The organism is Streptomyces sp. NBC_00259 (genome assembly GCF_036181745.1).
Classification (GTDB): domain Bacteria; phylum Actinomycetota; class Actinomycetes; order Streptomycetales; family Streptomycetaceae; genus Streptomyces; species Streptomyces pratisoli.
Window position 1 is genome coordinate 193239 of sequence record NZ_CP108080.1, and the last position, 18892, is coordinate 212130.

At 69.5% G+C, this 18892-nt stretch carries 17 protein-coding genes; 14 read left to right on the forward strand and 3 right to left on the reverse strand.

Annotated features, from left to right (window positions below; genetic code table 11):
- From OG766_RS00980 to OG766_RS01000, 5 genes are all read left to right on the forward strand, one after another.
- Complete coding sequence (locus tag OG766_RS00980; RefSeq protein ID WP_328724283.1) at positions 1–981, forward strand: ABC transporter permease; 981 nt, start codon at positions 1–3, stop codon at positions 979–981.
- Positions 978–2087, forward strand: a complete 1110-nt coding sequence (locus tag OG766_RS00985) for an ABC transporter permease (protein WP_266377724.1) — start codon at positions 978–980, stop codon at positions 2085–2087. The genes OG766_RS00980 and OG766_RS00985 overlap by 4 nt, the downstream gene beginning before the upstream one ends.
- Positions 2088–2264: 177 nt before the next feature.
- The gene (locus OG766_RS00990) at positions 2265–3287 is read left to right on the forward strand and encodes a LacI family DNA-binding transcriptional regulator (RefSeq protein ID WP_266377721.1); all 1023 of its coding nucleotides are present in this window, start codon (positions 2265–2267) and stop codon (positions 3285–3287) included.
- 94 nt (positions 3288–3381) lie between these two features.
- Positions 3382–4488 (forward strand): aldose epimerase family protein, encoded by a 1107-nt coding sequence (locus tag OG766_RS00995; protein ID WP_328724284.1) that lies wholly within the window; start codon positions 3382–3384, stop codon positions 4486–4488.
- Between the two features lie 130 nt (positions 4489–4618).
- Entirely contained in the window at positions 4619–5161 is a 543-nt protein-coding gene (locus OG766_RS01000) for a DUF1707 SHOCT-like domain-containing protein (RefSeq protein ID WP_266377716.1), read from the forward strand.
- A gap of 57 nt (positions 5162–5218) precedes the next feature.
- Here the strand turns inward: OG766_RS01000 and OG766_RS01005 are convergent, their stop codons facing one another.
- The gene (locus OG766_RS01005) at positions 5219–6001 is read right to left on the reverse strand and encodes a DUF899 family protein (RefSeq protein WP_328724285.1); all 783 of its coding nucleotides are present in this window, start codon (positions 5999–6001) and stop codon (positions 5219–5221) included.
- Positions 6002–6338: 337 nt separating this feature from the next.
- On the opposite strand from OG766_RS01005, the gene OG766_RS01010 reads away from it, so the two are divergent.
- The 5 genes from OG766_RS01010 to tatB all read left to right on the forward strand — a co-directional run bounded on the left by OG766_RS01010 (position 6339) and on the right by tatB (position 11669).
- The gene (locus OG766_RS01010) at positions 6339–7475 is read left to right on the forward strand and encodes a PP2C family protein-serine/threonine phosphatase (protein WP_328724286.1); all 1137 of its coding nucleotides are present in this window, start codon (positions 6339–6341) and stop codon (positions 7473–7475) included.
- A gap of 1151 nt (positions 7476–8626) precedes the next feature.
- Positions 8627–9946 (forward strand): epoxide hydrolase family protein, encoded by a 1320-nt coding sequence (locus OG766_RS01015; protein WP_266377704.1) that lies wholly within the window; start codon positions 8627–8629, stop codon positions 9944–9946.
- Between the two features lie 134 nt (positions 9947–10080).
- Positions 10081–10383: a Sec-independent protein translocase subunit TatA gene (gene tatA / locus OG766_RS01020; RefSeq protein WP_266377701.1), complete on the forward strand. Its 303-nt coding sequence runs from the start codon at positions 10081–10083 to the stop codon at positions 10381–10383.
- A 76-nt stretch (positions 10384–10459) separates the two neighbouring features.
- Positions 10460–11272 (forward strand): twin-arginine translocase subunit TatC, encoded by an 813-nt coding sequence (gene tatC, locus OG766_RS01025; RefSeq protein ID WP_266378389.1) that lies wholly within the window; start codon positions 10460–10462, stop codon positions 11270–11272.
- A gap of 76 nt (positions 11273–11348) precedes the next feature.
- Positions 11349–11669, forward strand: coding sequence for a Sec-independent protein translocase protein TatB (tatB, locus tag OG766_RS01030; protein ID WP_266377698.1), 321 nt, complete (start codon positions 11349–11351; stop codon positions 11667–11669).
- A 357-nt stretch (positions 11670–12026) separates the two neighbouring features.
- Here the strand turns inward: tatB and OG766_RS01035 are convergent, their stop codons facing one another.
- A complete protein-coding gene (locus tag OG766_RS01035; protein ID WP_266377695.1) occupies positions 12027–12461 on the reverse strand; it encodes a hypothetical protein in 435 nt (144 codons plus the stop codon).
- 100 nt (positions 12462–12561) lie between these two features.
- Here OG766_RS01035 and OG766_RS01040 point away from each other — a divergent pair, with 100 nt between their 5' ends.
- A complete protein-coding gene (locus OG766_RS01040; protein ID WP_328724287.1) occupies positions 12562–13131 on the forward strand; it encodes a DUF6461 domain-containing protein in 570 nt (189 codons plus the stop codon).
- 445 nt (positions 13132–13576) lie between these two features.
- Here the strand turns inward: OG766_RS01040 and OG766_RS01045 are convergent, their stop codons facing one another.
- On the reverse strand, positions 13577–14056 hold the full coding sequence (locus OG766_RS01045) for a winged helix-turn-helix transcriptional regulator (protein ID WP_266377689.1): 480 nt from the start codon (positions 14054–14056) through the stop codon (positions 13577–13579).
- A 341-nt stretch (positions 14057–14397) separates the two neighbouring features.
- Here OG766_RS01045 and OG766_RS01050 point away from each other — a divergent pair, with 341 nt between their 5' ends.
- From OG766_RS01050 to OG766_RS01060, 3 genes are all read left to right on the forward strand, one after another.
- On the forward strand, positions 14398–15096 hold the full coding sequence (locus OG766_RS01050; RefSeq protein ID WP_328724288.1) for an SDR family oxidoreductase: 699 nt from the start codon (positions 14398–14400) through the stop codon (positions 15094–15096).
- A 255-nt stretch (positions 15097–15351) separates the two neighbouring features.
- Positions 15352–17820, forward strand: coding sequence for a SpoIIE family protein phosphatase (locus tag OG766_RS01055; protein WP_328724289.1), 2469 nt, complete (start codon positions 15352–15354; stop codon positions 17818–17820).
- Between the two features lie 157 nt (positions 17821–17977).
- On the forward strand, positions 17978–18811 hold the full coding sequence (locus tag OG766_RS01060; protein ID WP_328724290.1) for an enoyl-CoA hydratase/isomerase family protein: 834 nt from the start codon (positions 17978–17980) through the stop codon (positions 18809–18811).
- Positions 18812–18892: the final 81 nt, after the last annotated feature.

Genomic DNA, 18892 nt, shown 5'->3' on the forward strand with positions numbered 1-18892 from the left:
GTGACCACCCAGGCGACCCAGGCGACTGAAGCGCCGACCCGTAGCCCGTCACGGCCGAGCGGTCCCGCATGGTTCCAGGAGTACGGCGTCTACGCCGCGGTGGCCGCGCTCCTGGTCTTCAACGCGCTCTTCACCGAACACTTCCTCACCGTCGACAACCTCCGCACCCAGCTCATCCAGGTGGCCCCCGTCGTCATCGTGGCGCTCGGCATGGCGCTGGTGATCGGCACCGAAGGCGTGGACCTCTCGGTGGGTTCCGCCATGGCGCTGGCGGCGGCGCTGCTGCCGCTGTACCTCGGCTACGGGCTCGTGCCCGCCCTGCTCATCGCGCTGCTCGCCGGAGCTGTGGTCGGCGCCGTCAACGGCACACTGGTGTCCGTGGTGGGGCTCCAGCCCATCGTCGCCACCCTCGCCCTGTTCGTCGGTGGCCGCGGCATCGCCCTCGTCATGGCGGACGGCCGGCTGAAGCAGATCGCCAATCCCGATCTGCTGTCCCTCGGCACCGGCAGCTTCCTCGGCATCCCGCTGGTCGTCCTCATCGCCGCCGTGCTGGCGCTCGCCGTGGCCTTCCTCGTCCACCGGACGACCTTCGGCCGGCAGATCGTCGCGATCGGCGGCAACCGCTCCGCCGCGACGCTTGCCGGGCTGCCCGTCAAACGCGTCCTGACCGGTGTCTACGTCCTGTGTGGCGTGCTCGCCGCGCTGGCGGGCATCCTCGCCACCGCCCGGCTCACCGCCAGCGACCCGTCCTCGCTGGGCAACCTGATGGAGCTGTCCGCGATCACCGCCGTCGTCGTCGGCGGGACCCCGCTGACCGGCGGCTCCATCCGTGTGCTGGGCACCGTCGCCGGTGCGCTGCTCATGCAGTTGCTGCGCGCCACCCTCGTCAAGCACGACCTGCCCGACTCCACCGCCCAGATCGCCCAGGCGGCCATCATCATCGTCGCCGTCTACGTCGCACGGGAGCGCCGATCCCGATGAAACTCACCTCACCACCCGCCGCCTCCCGGAGCGGAACCCGTGCGCCCGCGCCCCTCGGCCGGGGAGCCGGTACGGAACCGTCGGGGACCGGGCTCTCCAGACTCTCGGGGCTGACCGGGCTCTCCGGGCTCTCCGGGCTCTCCGGGCTCTCCGGCAAGGAACGTCTCGCCTCGCTCGTCCAGCGTCAGGGTGTCCTCGCGGTCCTGCTGCTCGTGGTCCTGATCGCCTCCTTCGTCTACCCCACGTTCGCCACCCTCGACAACGCCCGCGGCGTGACCGTACAGGCGTCCTTCCTCGCCGTCGTGGCGCTGGGCATGACGCTGGTGATCATCACCGGCGGCATCGACCTGTCCGTCGGCTCGGTCTTCGCCCTCGGCGGCGTGCTCGCCGCGTGGGCGTCGCAGGGGGGTGTTGTGCCGGCCCTGCTGGTACCGCTCGCCGTGTGCGGGGCGATCGGCGCGCTGAACGGTGTGCTCATCGCCCGGGCGGGCATGGCGCCCTTCATCGTCACGCTCGCCTCCCTGCTGGGCGCCCGCGGGCTGCTTCTGGCCATCACCGACGAAGGCGCCACGACCTATCTCGTGCCCAAGGGCTCGGCGTTCGCCGAACTCGGCCAGGGCACCGTCTGGGGATTCGGCTATCCGATCCTGATCGCCCTCGCGCTCTTCGGCGCCGGGGGCTTGGTGCTGCAGCGCACCTCGTTCGGCCAGACCCTGTTCGCCGTGGGCGGCAGCAGCGACGCCGCGACCCTCATGGGGCTGCCCGTCGCCCGCACCAGGTTCATCGTCTATCTGCTCAGCGGGCTCCTGGCCGGCTTGGCCGGGGCCATCAACGCGGCGCGGCTGTCCTCCGGTGTGACGATCGTCGGCACCGGGATGGAGCTCGACGCCATCGCGGCCGTGGTCATCGGCGGAACGCTCCTCGTCGGCGGCGCCGGATCCGTCAGCGGCACCCTGTGGGGGGTGCTCCTGCTCGCCGTGATCCAGAACCTCATCAACCAGATCGGTTCGCTCAACTCCTCGTACCAGTCCGTGGTCAGCGGCGGGTTCCTTATCCTCGTCGTGGTCGCGCAGCGTTATCTGGCACGTAACCGAAGAACAGTCTGAAACCGGCCGGGATCCCGCGGACGCGAGACCGCCGGGTCCCGGCACCGGCCCGGGGGCCCGGAGCCCGGAAGCACCGGAAGCACCGGAAGCACCGGAAGCACCGGAGCCAGGAAAGCGCCGGACACCCGTCCCGTTCCCAGCCGAACAAAGCCGAGTAAGACGAGTAAGAGGAGTGCCGTGGGCGTCAGCCTCAAGGACGTCGCGCAGCGGGCAGGCGTGTCGATCAAGACCGTGTCGAACGTGGTCAACAACTACCCCCACGTCACACCCCAGATGCGGGCCAGGGTGCAGCAGGCCATCGACGAGCTCGGCTACCGGCCCAACCTCACGGCGCGTCATCTGCGGAAGGGACGCACGGGCATCATCGCCTTCGCCGTCCCCGAACTCGGCAACCCCTACTTCGCGGAGCTGGCCGGAGCCGTCATCGATGCCGCGGCCGTGCACGACTACACCGTCCTCGTCGACCACACCGCCGGCCTGCGCGAGCGGGAGGTGCTGGTCAGCCAGGAGTTCCGGGCACACGTCATCGACGGACTCATCCTCAGCCCCATCCATCTGGAGAACGAGGATCTGCTCGCCCGGCAGGAGTCGTCCCCGCTGGTGCTGCTCGGTGAGCGCGAGTACGAGGCCCCGTACGACCAGATCGCCATCGACAACGTGGCGGCGGCGCGCACGGCCGTACGCCACCTTCTCGACCTCGGCCGGCGCAGGATCGCCTTCCTCGGCTCGCGTACGAGCCGGGAGCGCCGACCCGCCCATCTGCGCCTGCGCGGCTGGCGGGAGGAGCACGCCGCGGCCGGTCTGCGGCCGGACGAGAACCTGGTCGTCGCCACGGAAGGCTACGGCCGTGCCGACGGCGCCGCGGCCATGGCCGAGCTGCTGGAGCGCGGCGAACGTCCCGACGCCGTGTTCGCGTACAACGACCTGATCGCCCTGGGGGCCATGCGGACCCTCACCGAGCGTGGCCTCGAGGTCCCCGCCGACGTCGCCGTGGTCGGCTTCGACGACATCGAAGAGAGCCGCTACGGCGCCGTCACCCTCACGACCGTCTCGCCCGACAAGCCGGCCATCGCCCGCCTGGCCGTCGACCGGCTCGTGGAACGACTCGCCGGGGGAACCTTGTCGGAGCCGCAGCGCATCAGGCCCGGATACCGCCTCATCGTCAGGGAGTCGACCCGCACCCGCCGTACCGGCGCCTAGCGGGGCCTGGACGGACCGGCCACGACGGGTCGGCCGGTCCCCCGCCAGCCGCCGACGTTCCCCTGTGAAAGCCCGCTCGCCAAGAGGACTGATCATGCGCCGACCCACCGTGCACCACACACCGTTCGGCACCGCCCCGAGTGGCCAGGACGTCGGCCTGTGGCGATTGGAATCCCGTTCCGGCGTCCACGCCGAGATCCTCACCTACGGCGGCATCCTGCACACCCTCGGCGTACCCGACACCGCGGGTGACACCGCCTCCGTGGTCCTGTCGCTGGCCTCCGTCGACCAGTACGCCGGGAAGAACCCCTACTTCGGCGCCCTCATCGGCCGGTACGCCAACCGCATCGCCCACGGCCGCTTCACCCTCGACGGAACCACGTACCAGGTCCCCGTGAACGACCGTCGCCACGCGCTGCACGGCGGACCCGAAGGCTTCGACACGAAGGTGTGGGACGCCACTGCGCTGACGGGGGGCGACTGCGCGGCGGTACGGCTGACACTGCGCAGCCCGGACGGCGACATGGGGTTCCCCGGCGCGCTCGACACGACCGTCACGTACGCGCTCGACGCGTCGGGCACGCTGTCGGTCGAGTACACGACGGTGACGGACCGGCCCACCGTGGTCAACACCACGAACCACGCCTACTTCAACCTCGCCGGCGGTGGCGACATCCTCGGCCACACCCTCCAGGTCGACGCCGCTGCCTATCTGCCCGTCGGCATGGACGGCATTCCCGACGGCCCGATCGCCGATGTGTCCGGCACCGCCTTCGACCTGGCCTCCCCGCAGCTCATCGGGGACCGGCTCCTGGCGGCCGACGACCAGGTCCGGCAGGCCGAGGGCTACGACCACTGCTGGGTGCTGACCGCGCGGGACGACGGCGAACTGCGGCGCGCCGCCCGGCTGGTCGCGCCGGCCGCGAAGCGGGTCATGGAGGTGTGGACGACGGAACCCGGTGTGCAGGTCTACACCGCCAACCAGCTCGACGGCACGCTGACGGACGGCGCCGGCCGCTCGCACGGCCGCCACAGCGCGGTGTGCCTGGAGACTCAACACTTCCCCGACGCGCCCAACCGCCCCGACTTTCCGAGCACGGTGCTGCGCCCGGGGACGATCGGCTACAGCCGCACCGAGTTCCGCTTCCCCCACCTTGCTTACGCCGCAGATCCCGTCGGCCTCGGTCACGGCTCGTGCTGACGACGCAGGTTCCCCGGGCCGGGCAGGCCGTCCACGGCGTTCATGACGAGTGGTCGGCCGCCGATCGCGTGGCTTGCCCGCTACGAACGTTGGCCCGTTGGCATCGCCGGACAACCCCTAGGGTGGGACGGTGACTTCTCTGCCGGAAGACCGGCCGCCGGTGCTCAGCGAAGACGACCGCGACACGGCCGTGCAGCGCGTGCAGGAGGCGTACGCCGAAGGGCACATCTCGCACGAGGAGATGGACGAACGCCTCCACCAGGTGCTCACCGCCAGGACGCACAGCGAGCTTGTGCCGGTTCTGGCCTCGCTCCCGGAGGGGAAAGCGGGCACCACGTCCACGATTGCCGCCGCCGGCGGACGGATCAAGCGGCGCGGCGCATGGCGGGTGCCTCGGATCCTCAAGGTTGCGTCCGCGTTCGGAAGGGTGCACCTGGACCTGTCCCGGGCGGTCATCGAGCACCCGGTCGTCGACATCGAGTTGCAACTCGGCACCGGCAGAGCCAAGATCACGGTGCCCCGCGACGCGATCGTCGACCTCGACGATCTGCACACCGGGTGGAAGGACACCCGCTACAAGCCCTCGCTGCCGGCCCTCCCCGGCGGGCCGAGGATCCGGATCTCCGGGACCATGGGGTTCGGACGGTTGAAGATCCGCCACGCACGGCGTTGAGACCCACCCGACGGACGCGCTCCTCCGTGTTCCGATACCGTCGAGCCCCAGGGCCCGTCAGTGGTGGTGGCCGGGCCGGCCGAGGGTCTCCACGGGGGTCGCGCCGGGGCGGGTCCACTGCGGTACGGGGCGGCTGGTCGGGCCCCAGGTGGCGTTCCCGTCCGCGTCCGAGCGCCAGGACCAGCACGGGACGCGGCCTTCGGGCCGGCCCTCGGGGTTGTCCTCCCACGCCTCGCCGCGGCCGTAGGGCGTCATGTCGAGCAGGCCGAGGGACGCGTTGACCCGCTCGTTGCCACGGCCCGTCGTGGAGTAGGTGAGGAACACGCGGTCGGCGTCGCGCAGGAAGCAGGTGAGGTAACCCATGGCACCGCCGACCGGCGCCTCCACGTCGCGCACCGAGTACCAGGGCTGGGTGTAGCCCATGAACTCGACGTACGAGGCCACCTCGTCCCACCGGCCCGTGGTGAGAATGGCGAAGGAGACGTCGCGGGCGTTGAGGTAGACCGCGTCCTTCAGGTGCCAGGCCGTGGTGGTGCAGCCCTCGCACTGGCCCTGGTGCGGCGCACCGTCGTACCACATGTGCTGGTAGACCAGGAGCTCGTCGCGGCCGTGGAACAGGTCCAGGAACGGGACCGGACCGTCCGCTCCGACGACCTCGGTCTTCCCGTCGAGCTCCACCATCGGCAGCCGGCGGCGGGCCGCGGCGATGGCGTCGCCCTCGCGGGTATGGGCCTTCTCGCGCACCAGCAGCTCGTCACGGGCGGTCTGCCAGGTGGCCAGGTCGACCACGGCTGGGCGGCCGGGCAGCGCGCCGGTCGGGTCGTCCGGGGTGGTCGTCATGGTGTCCTCCGTGGTGTCGTCTCGTGCCGGGCAGCTACGTATTACGTGTGAGGTACTACGACTGAGGTGCTACGACGGTCACCAGATCAGACTCGCGACCCGGCCGGAACTCATCGCGGTAGGGGGCGCCACGGCCGGGCATGCAGGGACCACGTCAGGGCGACAAGGTCGCAGACGCGCTCTCAGGCCTCACCTGGCGGATGTAGCGGCCACCAAGGGCTGCCGACCACGGATCACGGGTCCACGTCACGGGTCACGGGCCAGGAGGCCACAGCGGCCCTCGGCGAGGCAGGCTGTATTCATGCAGTCGCTCCTGCGCCCACATCCTCGACCAGGAGTGGACGGTCACAGCCGGGTCCTGCTCACACTCGCGCAGTGTGTGCCCTTCGCGATCGCGCTCGCCGTGCTGATCATCGAACTCACCCCCGCCCACTTCATCTACACAGGCCCCCTCCTCACCGCGACCCCGGCGCTGGCCGCGGTGACGATGGGTCCCAAGGGCACCACCGCGGCAGTGGCTCTCGCGTTGGCGATCAGCGTGACCACCGCCACCTACAACCAGGCGTGGGGCACGCTGCAGGTCTATTCCAACTTTCTGGCCCTCACCCTCGTCTCCGTGGCCGGTTTCATCACGAGCAGCGCCATGCGCAGGCAGAGCCAGAGCGAGCTCGACCAGGTGCGCCGGATCGCCGTGGCCGCGCAGGAGGTCATCCTGCGGCCCGTCCCCCCGCGCATGGGCCCGGCGCAGGCCGCGAGCCTGTGCCTCGCGGCCGGGACCGGGGCACAGGTCGGCGGCGATCTGTACGAGGCCGTGAAGACTCCGTACGGCGTCCGGATGATCGTGGGCGACGTCCGCGGCAAGGGGCTGAACGCCATCCGCGCGGTCGCCGTGGCGCTGGGCGCCTTCCGGGATGCCGCGCACTACGAGGACGAGCTGGTGACTGTCATGGACCACTGCGCGGCCGCGCTGCGACGGGAGGCCGCCAATCCAGGTGCCTACGACGAGGAAGCCCTGACGGAGGGATTCACCACCGCGCTGATCGCCCAGGTGCCCGACGAACACGTCGTGCACCTGATCAACCGTGGCCATCCGCCCCCGCTGCTGCTGCACCAGGGCAGGGTTCAGGCCCTCATGCCCGCCGTCCCCATGCCGCCCCTCGGCCTGGAAGACCTCGTCACCGGCCCTCCCCAGAAGCCGGAGAGCCATCCGTTCCTGCCGGGCGACCGTCTGCTGCTGTACACCGACGGTGTGATCGAAGCCCGCGACCGGAACAACGACTTCTTCCTCCTGCCCGAGGCCATGCAGGCAATGCGCGCCGACACCACCCCGCAGGAGTTCCTCGACGAGCTGCACCAGCTACTGCTCCGCCACACCGGCGGCCACCTGGCGGACGATGTCGCCATGATCGTCGTCGACCGGCTCGACGATGGAGCGGCCACGCAGGTCAGCGCGCCTGGCCGCCACCTGATGTGACAGCCATGTCCTGACGGCGCATGTTCCGACCACGCATGCCCCTGACCGCGCATGACCTGACCGCGCATGCCCTGACCGCGCATGACCTGACCGCGGCACCCGGCGGCGGAGACTTCCTGGACCGCCAGCCCGAGGACGCCCGCGTGCGCGACGCCGCGACCGGCGTCCTGGACATCCCGCTCGCGGTTCCACGCAGCGCCCCCGGCTCCGCGACGGGAGGGACAGCTGACCTGCGGGGCGGATCACGCCAGCCCGAAGCATCCCAAAACTCTTGGAAGACGCAGATCAGGCGTTGCTACCCCTCATCCACCCACATTCTGACTTGCATATCTAAATCCAGACGCTAACCTGGAGGCCATGGGCGGCGCAGGACCTGCAAGCCGCCCGGCCGACACCGGACCGCGGGACGCCATTCCGGCCGCGCCGGACGGTGCGGCAGGGGCCGTCGAGCCCATCACAGCCGGACACACACCCGCTTCTGCCGGCCCCGACCAGCCAACCCACCTATCGAGCACCCGCCTGAGACAAGGCACGCCCGTCGGAGAGGAATCACATGCTCGTCACACGATCACCCGCCCTGAGCACAGGCGCCGATCACCGCCTTGGCCACGCATTCGCCCGCTCACCGATCAACCACGGCGCGGCCAAGGCCTGCGCCGCCACCGGCGACCCGGCCGAGGTGAGAGACATGCGCTCGGCGAAACACTCGAGGTAAGGGTTCAACTCCAGTTCCGGCAGAGCCTTGTCGGTCACACCGGTCACACCGGTCAGCTCGGCGTCTCGCGCGCCGAGGTTCGCGGACCGAGGTTTCCGGAGCCGAGGAGCATCACCTGCACGGCCTGCCGCAGCCGACGAGTCGTACGAGCTGCTGGAATTGCAGGAGTTGCTGGACCGCGTCCGCGTCGGCAACGACGCCGGATCGCCTCCTCAGGCCGGCCGATCACCGCGTGTTCGCCGCCGTCGGTCCGCACTGTTGCCCAGTCCCGCTCGAATCGTCGAGCAGTTCCAGCACATCGATATGAACACTCACGGGCGCGGTACACCGGCCGCGGCCGCCCCCATGGACCGCTGAAACCGGCCCCGTCGAAACCCACGCACCACACCACCCTTTCAACGAACTCGAACATTCCCCATTCCCAAGGAGATTCACCATGTCCGAGATGCTTCCGCCGCACTCCCGAAGGGCATTCCTTTCCACCTCGGCCGCCGCGACGGCCGCGGCGGTCGCGGGATCCGCCAGCCTGTTCCCCGCCCGGCCGGCCGCAGCGGCCGAAAGGGGAGCCGGCAGCGGCCCGGCAGCGGGCGGGAGCATCCGTCCCTTCCGTGTCCATTTCCCGGAAAGGGATCTCGTCGATCTCCGTCGGCGCATCGTGTCCACCCGTTGGCCCGAGCACGAGACCGTCGTGGACCACTCGCAGGGCGTGCCGCTCACGACGACCCAGGAACTCGCGCGCTACTGGGCGTCGGAGTACGACTGGCGCAAGGTCGAGGCGAAGCTGAACGCCTTGCCGAACTTCATCACCGAGATAGACGGGCTGGACATCCACTTCATCCACGTCCGCTCCAAGCACAAGAACGCGATGCCGCTCATCGTGACCCACGGATGGCCGGGCTCGGTCATCGAGCAGCTGAAGATCATCGAACCGCTCACGAATCCCACGGCATACGGGGCGAAGGCATCGGACGCCTTCCACGTGGTGATCCCGTCTCTGCCCGGCTACGGGTTCTCGGGCAAGCCGACCACGTCCGGCTGGGGCCCCGACCGGATCGCGCGCGCCTGGACGGAGCTGATGCAGCGCCTTGGATACACGAAGTACGTGGCGCAGGGCGGCGACTGGGGTGCGCTCATCGTGGATCTCATGGCTGTGCAGAAGCCTTCGGGACTGCTCGGCATCCACACCAACCTGCCCGGCGTGGTGCCGCCGGAGATCGCCAAGGCTCTCGCAACCGGCAGCCCGGTGCCCCCCGGGCTCTCGGGCGACGAGAAGCAGGCGTACGAGCAGTTGCAATTCACCTACAAGCACCTCGCCTACGCCCGCATCATGGGTTCCCGCCCGCAGACGCTGACCGGACTGACGGATTCGCCCGTCGGACTCGCGACCTTCATGCTCGACCACGACGGGCGCAGTCTGGAACTGATATCCCGGGTGTTCGCCGGACACCAGGAAGGCCTGACGCGGGACGACATCCTGGACAACATCACGCTGTACTGGCTGACGAACACGGCGGTTTCCTCCGCTCGTCTCTACTGGGAGAACAAGTACTCCCTCGTCCCCAACGGCGTTTCCATCCCGGTTGCCGTGAGCGCCTTCCCCGACGAGAACTTCCAAGCCCCGAAGAGCTGGGCACAGAAGGCCTATCCCCAGCTGATCCATTTCAACAGGCTCCCCAAGGGCGGGCACTTCGCGGCCTGGGAGCAGCCGCGCCTGTTCACGGATGAGCTTCGCGCGGGATTCCGGTCCCTTCGCTAGACACCCGTGCGGGCGAGGGCAGGCACCTGCCCTCGCCCGCCCCTCCCCGTCTCGCTTCCTCTCCCTCCCTCTCCGTCCCTCCCTCCCTCTCCCCCGGCGGAGCGATCACCGCTCCCGACACGAAAGGCCTCATCATGTTCGGCAAACTCGGCGCACCCGAGATCCTGCTCATCCTCGTCGTCGTGATCCTCCTCTTCGGTGCCAAGCGCCTGCCCGACATGGCGCGCTCGCTCGGCCAGTCCATGCGCATCCTCAAGACCGAGACCAAGGCCATGCGCACCCGCGAGGACGAAACCACCGCCGCGGGCCCGCCCCCCGCACTTGCCGACTCCGCAAGCCGGATCGAGTCCCAGCGCCCCCTCGCTGCCGCACCCGGGCAGCAGGAGGACACCGCTGCGGCGGGGGCCCGTACCCAGGAAGCCGTCGGTACGCACTGACGCCGGACTGTGCCGGCGAGAGAGAAACGGAGGACTGCTCGTGCTCGCAGCCACCCTTCAGGCCCCTGAGGGGCACATGCCCCTGATGGGCCACCTTCGCGAGCTGCGGATGCGCCTGGTGAAGGCGATCGCCGCAGTCATGGTGACGACCGTTGTCGCGGGGCTGTTCTACAAGCAACTGACCGACTTCGTCATCGCGCCACTGCCGGGCTGTACCCCGGGGGAAGGGAGCGGCACGACGCCCGCCGGGCGATGCGGCGTCATCGCCACCAACGGTCTCCTCTCGCCCGTCACCCTCGCCTTGAAGGTGTCGTTGACCGCGGGCCTCATCGGCGCGAGTCCCGTCTGGCTCTACCAGCTGTGGAGGTTTCTCGCCCCAGGACTGCACCGCGGCGAGAGGAAGTACACCCTCGCCTTCCTCGCCACGGGCATCCCGCTGTTCCTGATCGGGGCGGCGTTCGCCTATGCCGTCCTGCCCACGACTGCACGGGTGTTGATCTCCTTCACCCCTGACCAGGCCACCAACATCCTGCCCGTCGACGACTTTCTCGACCTTGCCACCCGTATGGTCGTGGTCTTCGGGCTGTCCTTCGAGCTCCCTCTGCTCCTCATCATGCTCAACGTGGCAGGCGTCCTCAGCGCCGCCCGTATGGCGGGCTGGTGGCGGCACATGCTCATCGGCATCGCGGTCTTCGCCGCCATCGCCACGCCCAGCAGTGATCCGCTGAGCATGCTCGCGCTCGCCGGCCCCATCACCGCGCTCTATCTGGCCGCCTGCGCCGTCTCCTGGCTCAACGACCGCCGCCGCGGCCGCACACGCGCGGCACGTCTCAGCCCCGACGAGCCCTCACCGCTTCCCACTTCCGACGCGTCGCGCCCCGGTCGCTGAGTCGGCGTCCCTCGTGTTCCGCACTGCACTTCACCTCACTGCGCCTCCCCGCCCCGCCCCCCAAAGGAGGGCACACATGTTCTTCGACATAGGCCCGCTCGAAATGGTCACCATCTTCGTGATCGCGATCGTCGTCCTCGGGCCGGAGAAACTCCCCAAGGCGATCTCCGAGATCTCCGCCTTCACACGCAAGGTCCGTTCCTTCTCGGACAGCGCTCAAGCCGACATCCGCAAAGAACTCGGCCCAGAACTCGCCGACCTCCAACAGCGCTCTCTCCAACTCCGCGACCTTCACCCGCAAGCACTGGCGCAACAAGCACTCACGGGCGCCGAGGACGAGACGAGGCCGCATGCAACGACCGCCACGAAGAGTGTCCCGGTTCCGCCGCCTGCCTGATCACGCGTCAGCTCCGCAGCGAGGACCGGACGGTGATGCCGTGTCCTCCGTGACGGGCCGGGCTGTACGTACCAAAGCCTGCGCGTGCTGGAGCCGGCGCGCAGCAACCGGCCGGGATCGGGGCACGGACGTGGATGTGGACGTGGTGCGGCTGATCGGGATGAGCCCATAGCCCGCACCGAACCACCACCGGCACCTGCCTCAAAGGGGGTCGATGGGGTGGAACACCAGGACGAGACACCGTGGCAGAGCCTCGTCGCCCGCCTGGCGGAGGTGGTGCTGGAGGTGAGGGCCTGGGCCGCTCGCGCGGCGGGTTCACCAGCAAGCTCCGCCCTCGCCATCTGGCTCCGAACGTGCCTACGCGACCCAGCAGTAGACGCCCTGCCTCTGGCGACGGGCGCTGCTGACGAGAGCGGCCAGGTCACTCACGATCGCGTCGGCGATCTCTGTGTCGATGTTCTCGCCCTCCTCCGCCAGGAGCTGAACCCACGAGGCAGCCAGGTCACGCAACCTGGGGCGCTCAGCGTCTGCGAGTGCAGTGGACAGGCCAGGCGAGATCGCGAAGACGGCACATCCGCCGTTGTCCTCGCCAGCGACGATACGTGGCTCGCCCGCTTCGACGAGTTCCTCGAAGCTGCCGCCGACAAGAAGGCATTCCCACTCGACCACCGCCTCCTCAGGATCGAAGTTGCCGAAGGAGAGCGACTCGCATGCCCGCCCTGGTCCGGTCGCGAGGGTCAGAGCCGCTGACGTGTCGTCCGGCGCCATGAAGAACTTCACGATGATGCTCACCCGGGCATCATCCCTGACCGCCTACACCCATGATCGGCCGGACAAGTCCTAGCAGCGCCGGTTCCATGACTTAGCCTGACTGCCCCTGTGACGGAAAGGCATGACGGTGTCGCCGGACGGTGTGCAGTGGCTTGCGGAGTCCTACCCTCAAGGATTCTCGGTCGTCTTTGTCCGCGATCTGCAGTCGGCAGAGCTGCTCGCCCGCCTGGGTTGTGAAGCGGCCGGATCGCCGATGACGCGCGAGGATGCCGAGGAGCATGAGCTGGATGACGAGGCAGGCGAGGTCCTGCGCGCAGGAGAGTGCGATGGGTGGGCGTTTGCGATCCAGAGCTGGGCTGCGCATGTGCTCGGTGAGGGTGTGATCGGCTCGGTCTCGGCCGGCACCGAGATGGTGGCCTTGGTCAGCACGGCCACCATCCCGTGGTTCTCCTATGCCGCGAATGGTGAGGAAGTCTGTTCGTTCGACCCCGGCATGCCGTGGATCCGACATGGCTCCGACCCGGACCGCCTGCTGTCCGCGATGCGATCGGCCGGGCTGATCTCGGACGATGGCTCAGCGGGAACCGCTTGTGGCGTGACAGGCATGCTGGTGCTGGCTGAACAGGAGTTTCAGGTGGGGCTTTCGCGGGAGGTCGATGACAAGCCCCTCCTCGTCGGCGTCGTCCCGTAAGTCAGCCGCGGTGACCGCGGACGGTGACCCCGGGTGCTTGCGACGGAACGGCCGCACTCGTGCTGAACCCCGCGCTCTCGATCTCGGCGCATGTCACTCCGCCCCCGGGGTGCCCCCACAGCCAGGGCGTCGCCCACTTGCACACCTAGGGGGCCCGCTTGAAGCGATGGGATTGTCGAAGTTCGGCCCCGTGGCGGGCACAGCGACGACGGGCACGCCGTGGTCGTCGCGCGGTAGTGCACCGGCCCGGCGTCACGCAGAGGCGTGGAGAAGGCGGGCGCAACGACAGCATGGAGGGTGCCGGGGCGGGCGGGGTGTCCAGCAAACAGCGGGAGCAGCCGGCGAAGCTCTTTCGGCATGAAAGCACGGGACGGCCGATTCGGCTGGGCTCAGGCCGCGGTTAGGCCCCGGCAGCCGTGTCAGGTCCTGACAGCGGTCTCAGGCCTCAGGTCCTGGCAGCCGTGTCCGACCTGTCCATGACGACATCGGTGCCGGGCACTTCCTGACCGTCTTCGTCGACGAACCCGACGTGGACAGGCTGACCGGTGGATCGCACCCGACGTACCGCAGAGGGGCCCGAGGGGCGCGGGCGGTGATGGTCGCCCCACTGCTGGAGCGCGGCCAGCACCACCCACAGCTCACGCCCCGCTGGTGTCAGGTGGTAGCTCTGTCGCGGCCTGCTGCCCGGCTCCTGATAGGTCTTCGTACTCAGTACGCCGGTCTCGACAAGCAGCTTGAGCCTGGCGCTGAGCAAGTTCGACGCGATGCCCAGGGACGACTGGATGTCGGCGAACTTGTGCCTGCCGGCGAAGACCTCGCGGAGTACCAGAAGGGACCAGCGCTCGCCGAGAATCTGCAGGCTGCGCTCGATGGAGCAGGCCGGCTCGTCGTTCGTGGGGCCTGACCACTGCCGTCCGGTTGGCACTGTCCACCTCCTACGTGGTGCCGGTCCCGCGTTCGCCCGGCTGTCGCATGGTGCAGCAGTGAGTCTACACCCTGGGTTTCCTCTTGCAATTCAGGCCGCGAACCAGACCACCACACAACCCTGAGTGGCGATATGTCACTCGTTGCTACCCGATATCCACCCGCACCCTGACTTGCGTTTCTAAATCCAGACGTTAATGTGGAAGCCATAGGCAGCGCCGTCACAGCCGGACACCCCCAGCTTCGGCCGGCCACGTCGGCCAACCGACAACCGCCTACCACCAACCACCGAGCGACCCGCCTGGACATGGCGGGCCGCCTGCAAAGAAGGAAGAAGGCACGATGGAGATCAAAGGTTCAGTTGCCCTGGTCACGGGCGCCAATCGCGGCATCGGCCACGCATTCGCCCGCTCACTGATCGACCACGGCGCGGCCAAGGTCTACGCCGCCACCCGCGACCCGGCCAACGTGACGGATCCCGACCTGGTCCCGCTGCGTCTCGACGTCACCGACCCGGAGAGCGTCGCCGCGGCCGCCGCCGTCGCCGACGACGTCTCCATCGTGATCAACAACGCCGGGATCGGCGGCGCGGGCACCAAGCTCCTGGAAGGCTCGTTCGACGGTGCGCGCCAGGCCATGGAGGTCAACTACTTCGGCACCTGGGCCGTCTCACGGGCCTTCGCCCCGGCCCTTGCCCGCAACGGCGGTGGAGCACTGGTCAACATGCTCTCGCTGGCCTCCTGGGCCAGCCAGGCGCAGTTCGCCGGCTACGCGGCCTCCAAGGCCGCGCAGTGGTCACTGACGGACGCGCTGCGACGGGCCCTGTACACACAGGGAACCCTCGTCGTCGGGGTACACGTCGGCTTCGTGGAGACGGATCTCAGCGCCTGGACCGACGCGCCGAAGGTCAGCCCCGCCACCGTCGCCGAGCTGACCATGCAAGCCCTGGCCGGCGACCGGTTCGAAGTCCTCGTCGACGAGGAGACCCGGCGCGTCAAGGCCGCACTGTCACAGCCGGTGAGCGCGCCACCCGTCGCCTGACGCCCCGCCCCGTCGAAAGCCGACCGGAGGAGCCCACTTCCTGCTGTCGGCGATGACACAGCGAGCCCTACGCAGCGAGCCCTCACGACCGGACTGTGTGCCGCCCCACCGGTTCGGCCTCCCGGGTCGGCCCCGGGGACGGCAGCACCACGACGGCCGGTCAACGGCACTCACGCGCACGGCCCACTTCCCCAGCGCATCTCATCCCCGCACGGCACAGAGGCTCACCCCCGCAGGACACAGAGAGGACGATCCATGGGCAGTTCCGCACCAATGGCCATCGCCGCCGCCCAGACCGCCTTCCAGAGCTTCGGCACGGCGATCGCCCTGCTGGATGCGCGGGGAACGGTGGTCGGATGGACGCAGGCCGCCCAGCAGCTCGTCGGCCACGCGGCCGCGGACGTGGTGGGCCGTTCCGGTACCGCCTTGCTGGCGGGCAGCGACGACCGGGCAAAGGCGTCGGCGCTCGCCGGGTCGGACAGTGCCCCGTCCCGCTGGACCGGCCTGACAGGGGTCCGCCACCGCGACGGTCGCAGGATCGACGTACGCCTGTGCGTGCAGCCGCTGACCGGCCAGGACAGTCGGGCGCAGTGGCTCGTGGCGGCCACCGACAAGGAGACGCCCCCGTCATGGGTCGCGGACGGATCGGGCATGGAGTCACTGACGGGCGCACTGCATCTTCCGAGCCGGCTGCCGGTCGGTGTGGTGATACGCGACACCGAGCTGCGTTGCACCTGGGTCAACGACACCCAGGGCCTCAAGGACGGCATCCCTCTGCAGCGGCGCCTGGGGCGCACGTTGACGCAGGCGGCGCCCGGCGAGGACGCCGAATCGATCGAGTCGGTGATGCGCCAGGTGCTGGAGAGCGGCATGCCGGCGATCAACAGGGAATACCGTGCCTTCCTGCCGATGCATGCGCACCGTGAGCCCGCGCTGGCGGCCTCCGTCTTCCGCATCGACGACGGTGAGGGTCATGCGCTCGGCGTGTGTGCCGTGAGCGTGGATGTCAGCGACAGCCGGCGGGCGCGGGAGCGGCTGGCGATCCTCGGCGAGGCCGGGAAGCGGATCGGCACCACCCTGGACGCCATGCAGACCGGTCAGGAACTGGCCGACCTCACCGTGCCTCTCCTCGCCGACTACGCCACCGTCGACCTCGCCGAGTCCGTCCTGCTCGGTGAGGAGCCCCAGGCACGGACGGACCCTGAGGGCGGACGCATCCCGGCCTTCCGGCGCGCGGGCCTCGCCTCGGTCAACGAGGGAGCCCCGGAGTCCCTGTGCGCGCGGGGAGAGCCGGTCCTGGTCCCGCCGGCATCGCCCTTCACCAGCGTCCTGCTCTCCGGACAGTCCCACTTCGAGCCCGTGCTGGACACCTCCCCCGGGACATGGCTGGACCATCACGACGCGGTGCGGGCGGCGATCCACGATCACACGATGCACTCCTTGATGATCGTTCCGATCCATGCGCGGGGCGCCGTGCTGGGCGTGGCCGTGTTCGTGCGGACCGCGGATCGTGTGCCGTTCGAGGAGGACGATCTGCTGCTGGCCGAGGAACTGGTCAGCTGGGCCGCGCTGTCCCTGGACAACGCCCGCCAGTACGCGCGCGAACGCTCCGCGGCCCTGGCCCTGCAACGCCATCTGCTCCCCCACCACGTGACCGGCGGGACAGCGGCCGACGTCGCCTGGCGCTACCTGCCCGCCGACAGCCACCACGGTGTCGGCGGCGACTGGTTCGACGTGATTCCCCTCTCCGGCGCACGCGTCGCCCTCGTCGTCGGCGACGTGGTCGGCCACGGCATCAACGCCGCCGCCACCATGGGCCAACTCCGCACCGCCGTACGCACCCTGGCCGCTATGGACATGCCGCCCGACGAGCTGCTCGCCCGCCTCGACGAGCAAGCCCTCCGCCTCGCCGAGGCCGACACCGACCCCCACGCCCCGGACACCGCGACCATGGCCGCCACCTGCTTGTACGCCGTGTACGACCCCGTCACCCGACAGTGCACCATCGCCCGGGCCGGCCACCCGCCGCCCGCAATCATCGACCCGCACGGTCATGTCACGTTCCCCGACCTGCCCACCGGAGCCCCACTGGGCGTGGGCCTCGTCCCCTTCGAGTCCGTCACCCTGGAACTGCCCGAGCACAGCGTCCTCGCCCTCTACACCGACGGCCTCGTCGAGGCCCGCGGACAGGACGTCGACACCGGCATGGACCGCCTTGCCACCACCCTGGCCAAGCCCGACCAGCCGTTGGAGAGCCTCTGTTCATCCGCCGTCGACACGCTGTCGAGCGAGGCACCCCGCGACGACGTCACCCTGCTCCTCGCCCGCACCCACGCACTCGGCCCCGAGCAGACCGCCTCCTGGCAACTCCCTGCCGATCCGGCGCTCGTCAGCCAAGCCCGGGCCCTGACCACCCGCCAACTGCGCCGATGGGGGCTGGACCACCTGGCCGACTCCACCGAACTCATCATCAGTGAACTGGTCACCAACGCCATCACCCACAGCAGCGGCACGATCGGCCTGCGCATCATCCGCCACGAGGCACTGACCTGCGAGGTCACGGACACCAGCAACAGCCACCCCCGTCTGCGCCACCCCCACACCACCGACGAGAACGGCCGCGGCCTCCTCCTCGTCTCCCAACTGACCCGCAGATGGGGAACCCGCCACACACCGGACGGCAAACTCGTCTGGGCCGAACAGCACCTCACACCCAAGCCCTGAACACCTGCCCACGACCACGACACCCACGTCGGTCGCCGGGGCCTGTCCGCGATCGACCGGCCCGGGACCGCGCAACCAGCGATCGGCGACCAGCGACGTGGGGCAGGTCACCGAAGGTTGACTTGCAAATCGAAACTCAGGATCTAGCATGGACGGCATGACTGAGACTGCAGCACCTTTGCGCATCATCGAGGAGTCACCCGCGTACTGGCGGGTCCTGTTCGACAACCCACCCCTCAACGTCGTCGACCACACCGTGTTCGAGGGCCTGCAGGACCTGCTCGCGCGGATGGACACCAGTCCGGAACTCCGCGTCGTCGTATTCGAAAGCGCCGACGCCGACTTCTATCTCGCCCACTTCGACATGACCGGCAAGTCGGCCCACATCGCCGGTACCGCCGGCCGTTCCGGCCTGTCCGTCCCCACGGACACCTTCGTCCGCCTCTCGACGTCCCCCGTGGTGAGCATCGCGAAGATCCGCGGCCGCGTCCGCGGCGTGGGCAGCGAGTTCGTCCTCGCCTGCGACATGCGCTTCGCCTCCCGCGAGAACGCCGTCCTCGGCCAGCCCGAAGTGGGGGCAGGGGTCATCCCCGGCGGCGGTGGCACGGAGCGCCTTCCGCTGCTGACCGGACGAGGACGCGCGCTGGAGATCATCCTCGGCGCCGACGACTTCGACGGCGACACCGCAGAACGCTACGGCTACGTCAACCGGTCCCTGCCGGACAGCGAGCTGGACGGCTTCGTCGACACCCTCGCGCGGCGCATCGCCTCGTTCGACCGACGCCCGATCGAGACGGCGAAGAACCTCGTCAACCGGGTCTCCCTGCCGTCCGTGGACAGTCTCCTCGACGGCCGCAACGCCTTCGGGGCCGCCCTTGCCTGGCCGGAAACCCAACAGCGGGTCGCAGCCCTGTTCAAGCGCGGGATGCAGCAGGAAGGGGACCTGGAGAACCGACTCGGCGCACACCTCGCCGATCTGCTCGACGACTGAGCGGCCCTGCTCGACGACTGAGCGGCCCTGGTCGAAGACGTTGGACGTGCCGGTGGAGGCGGGGCGGGCCGCCCTGCAACT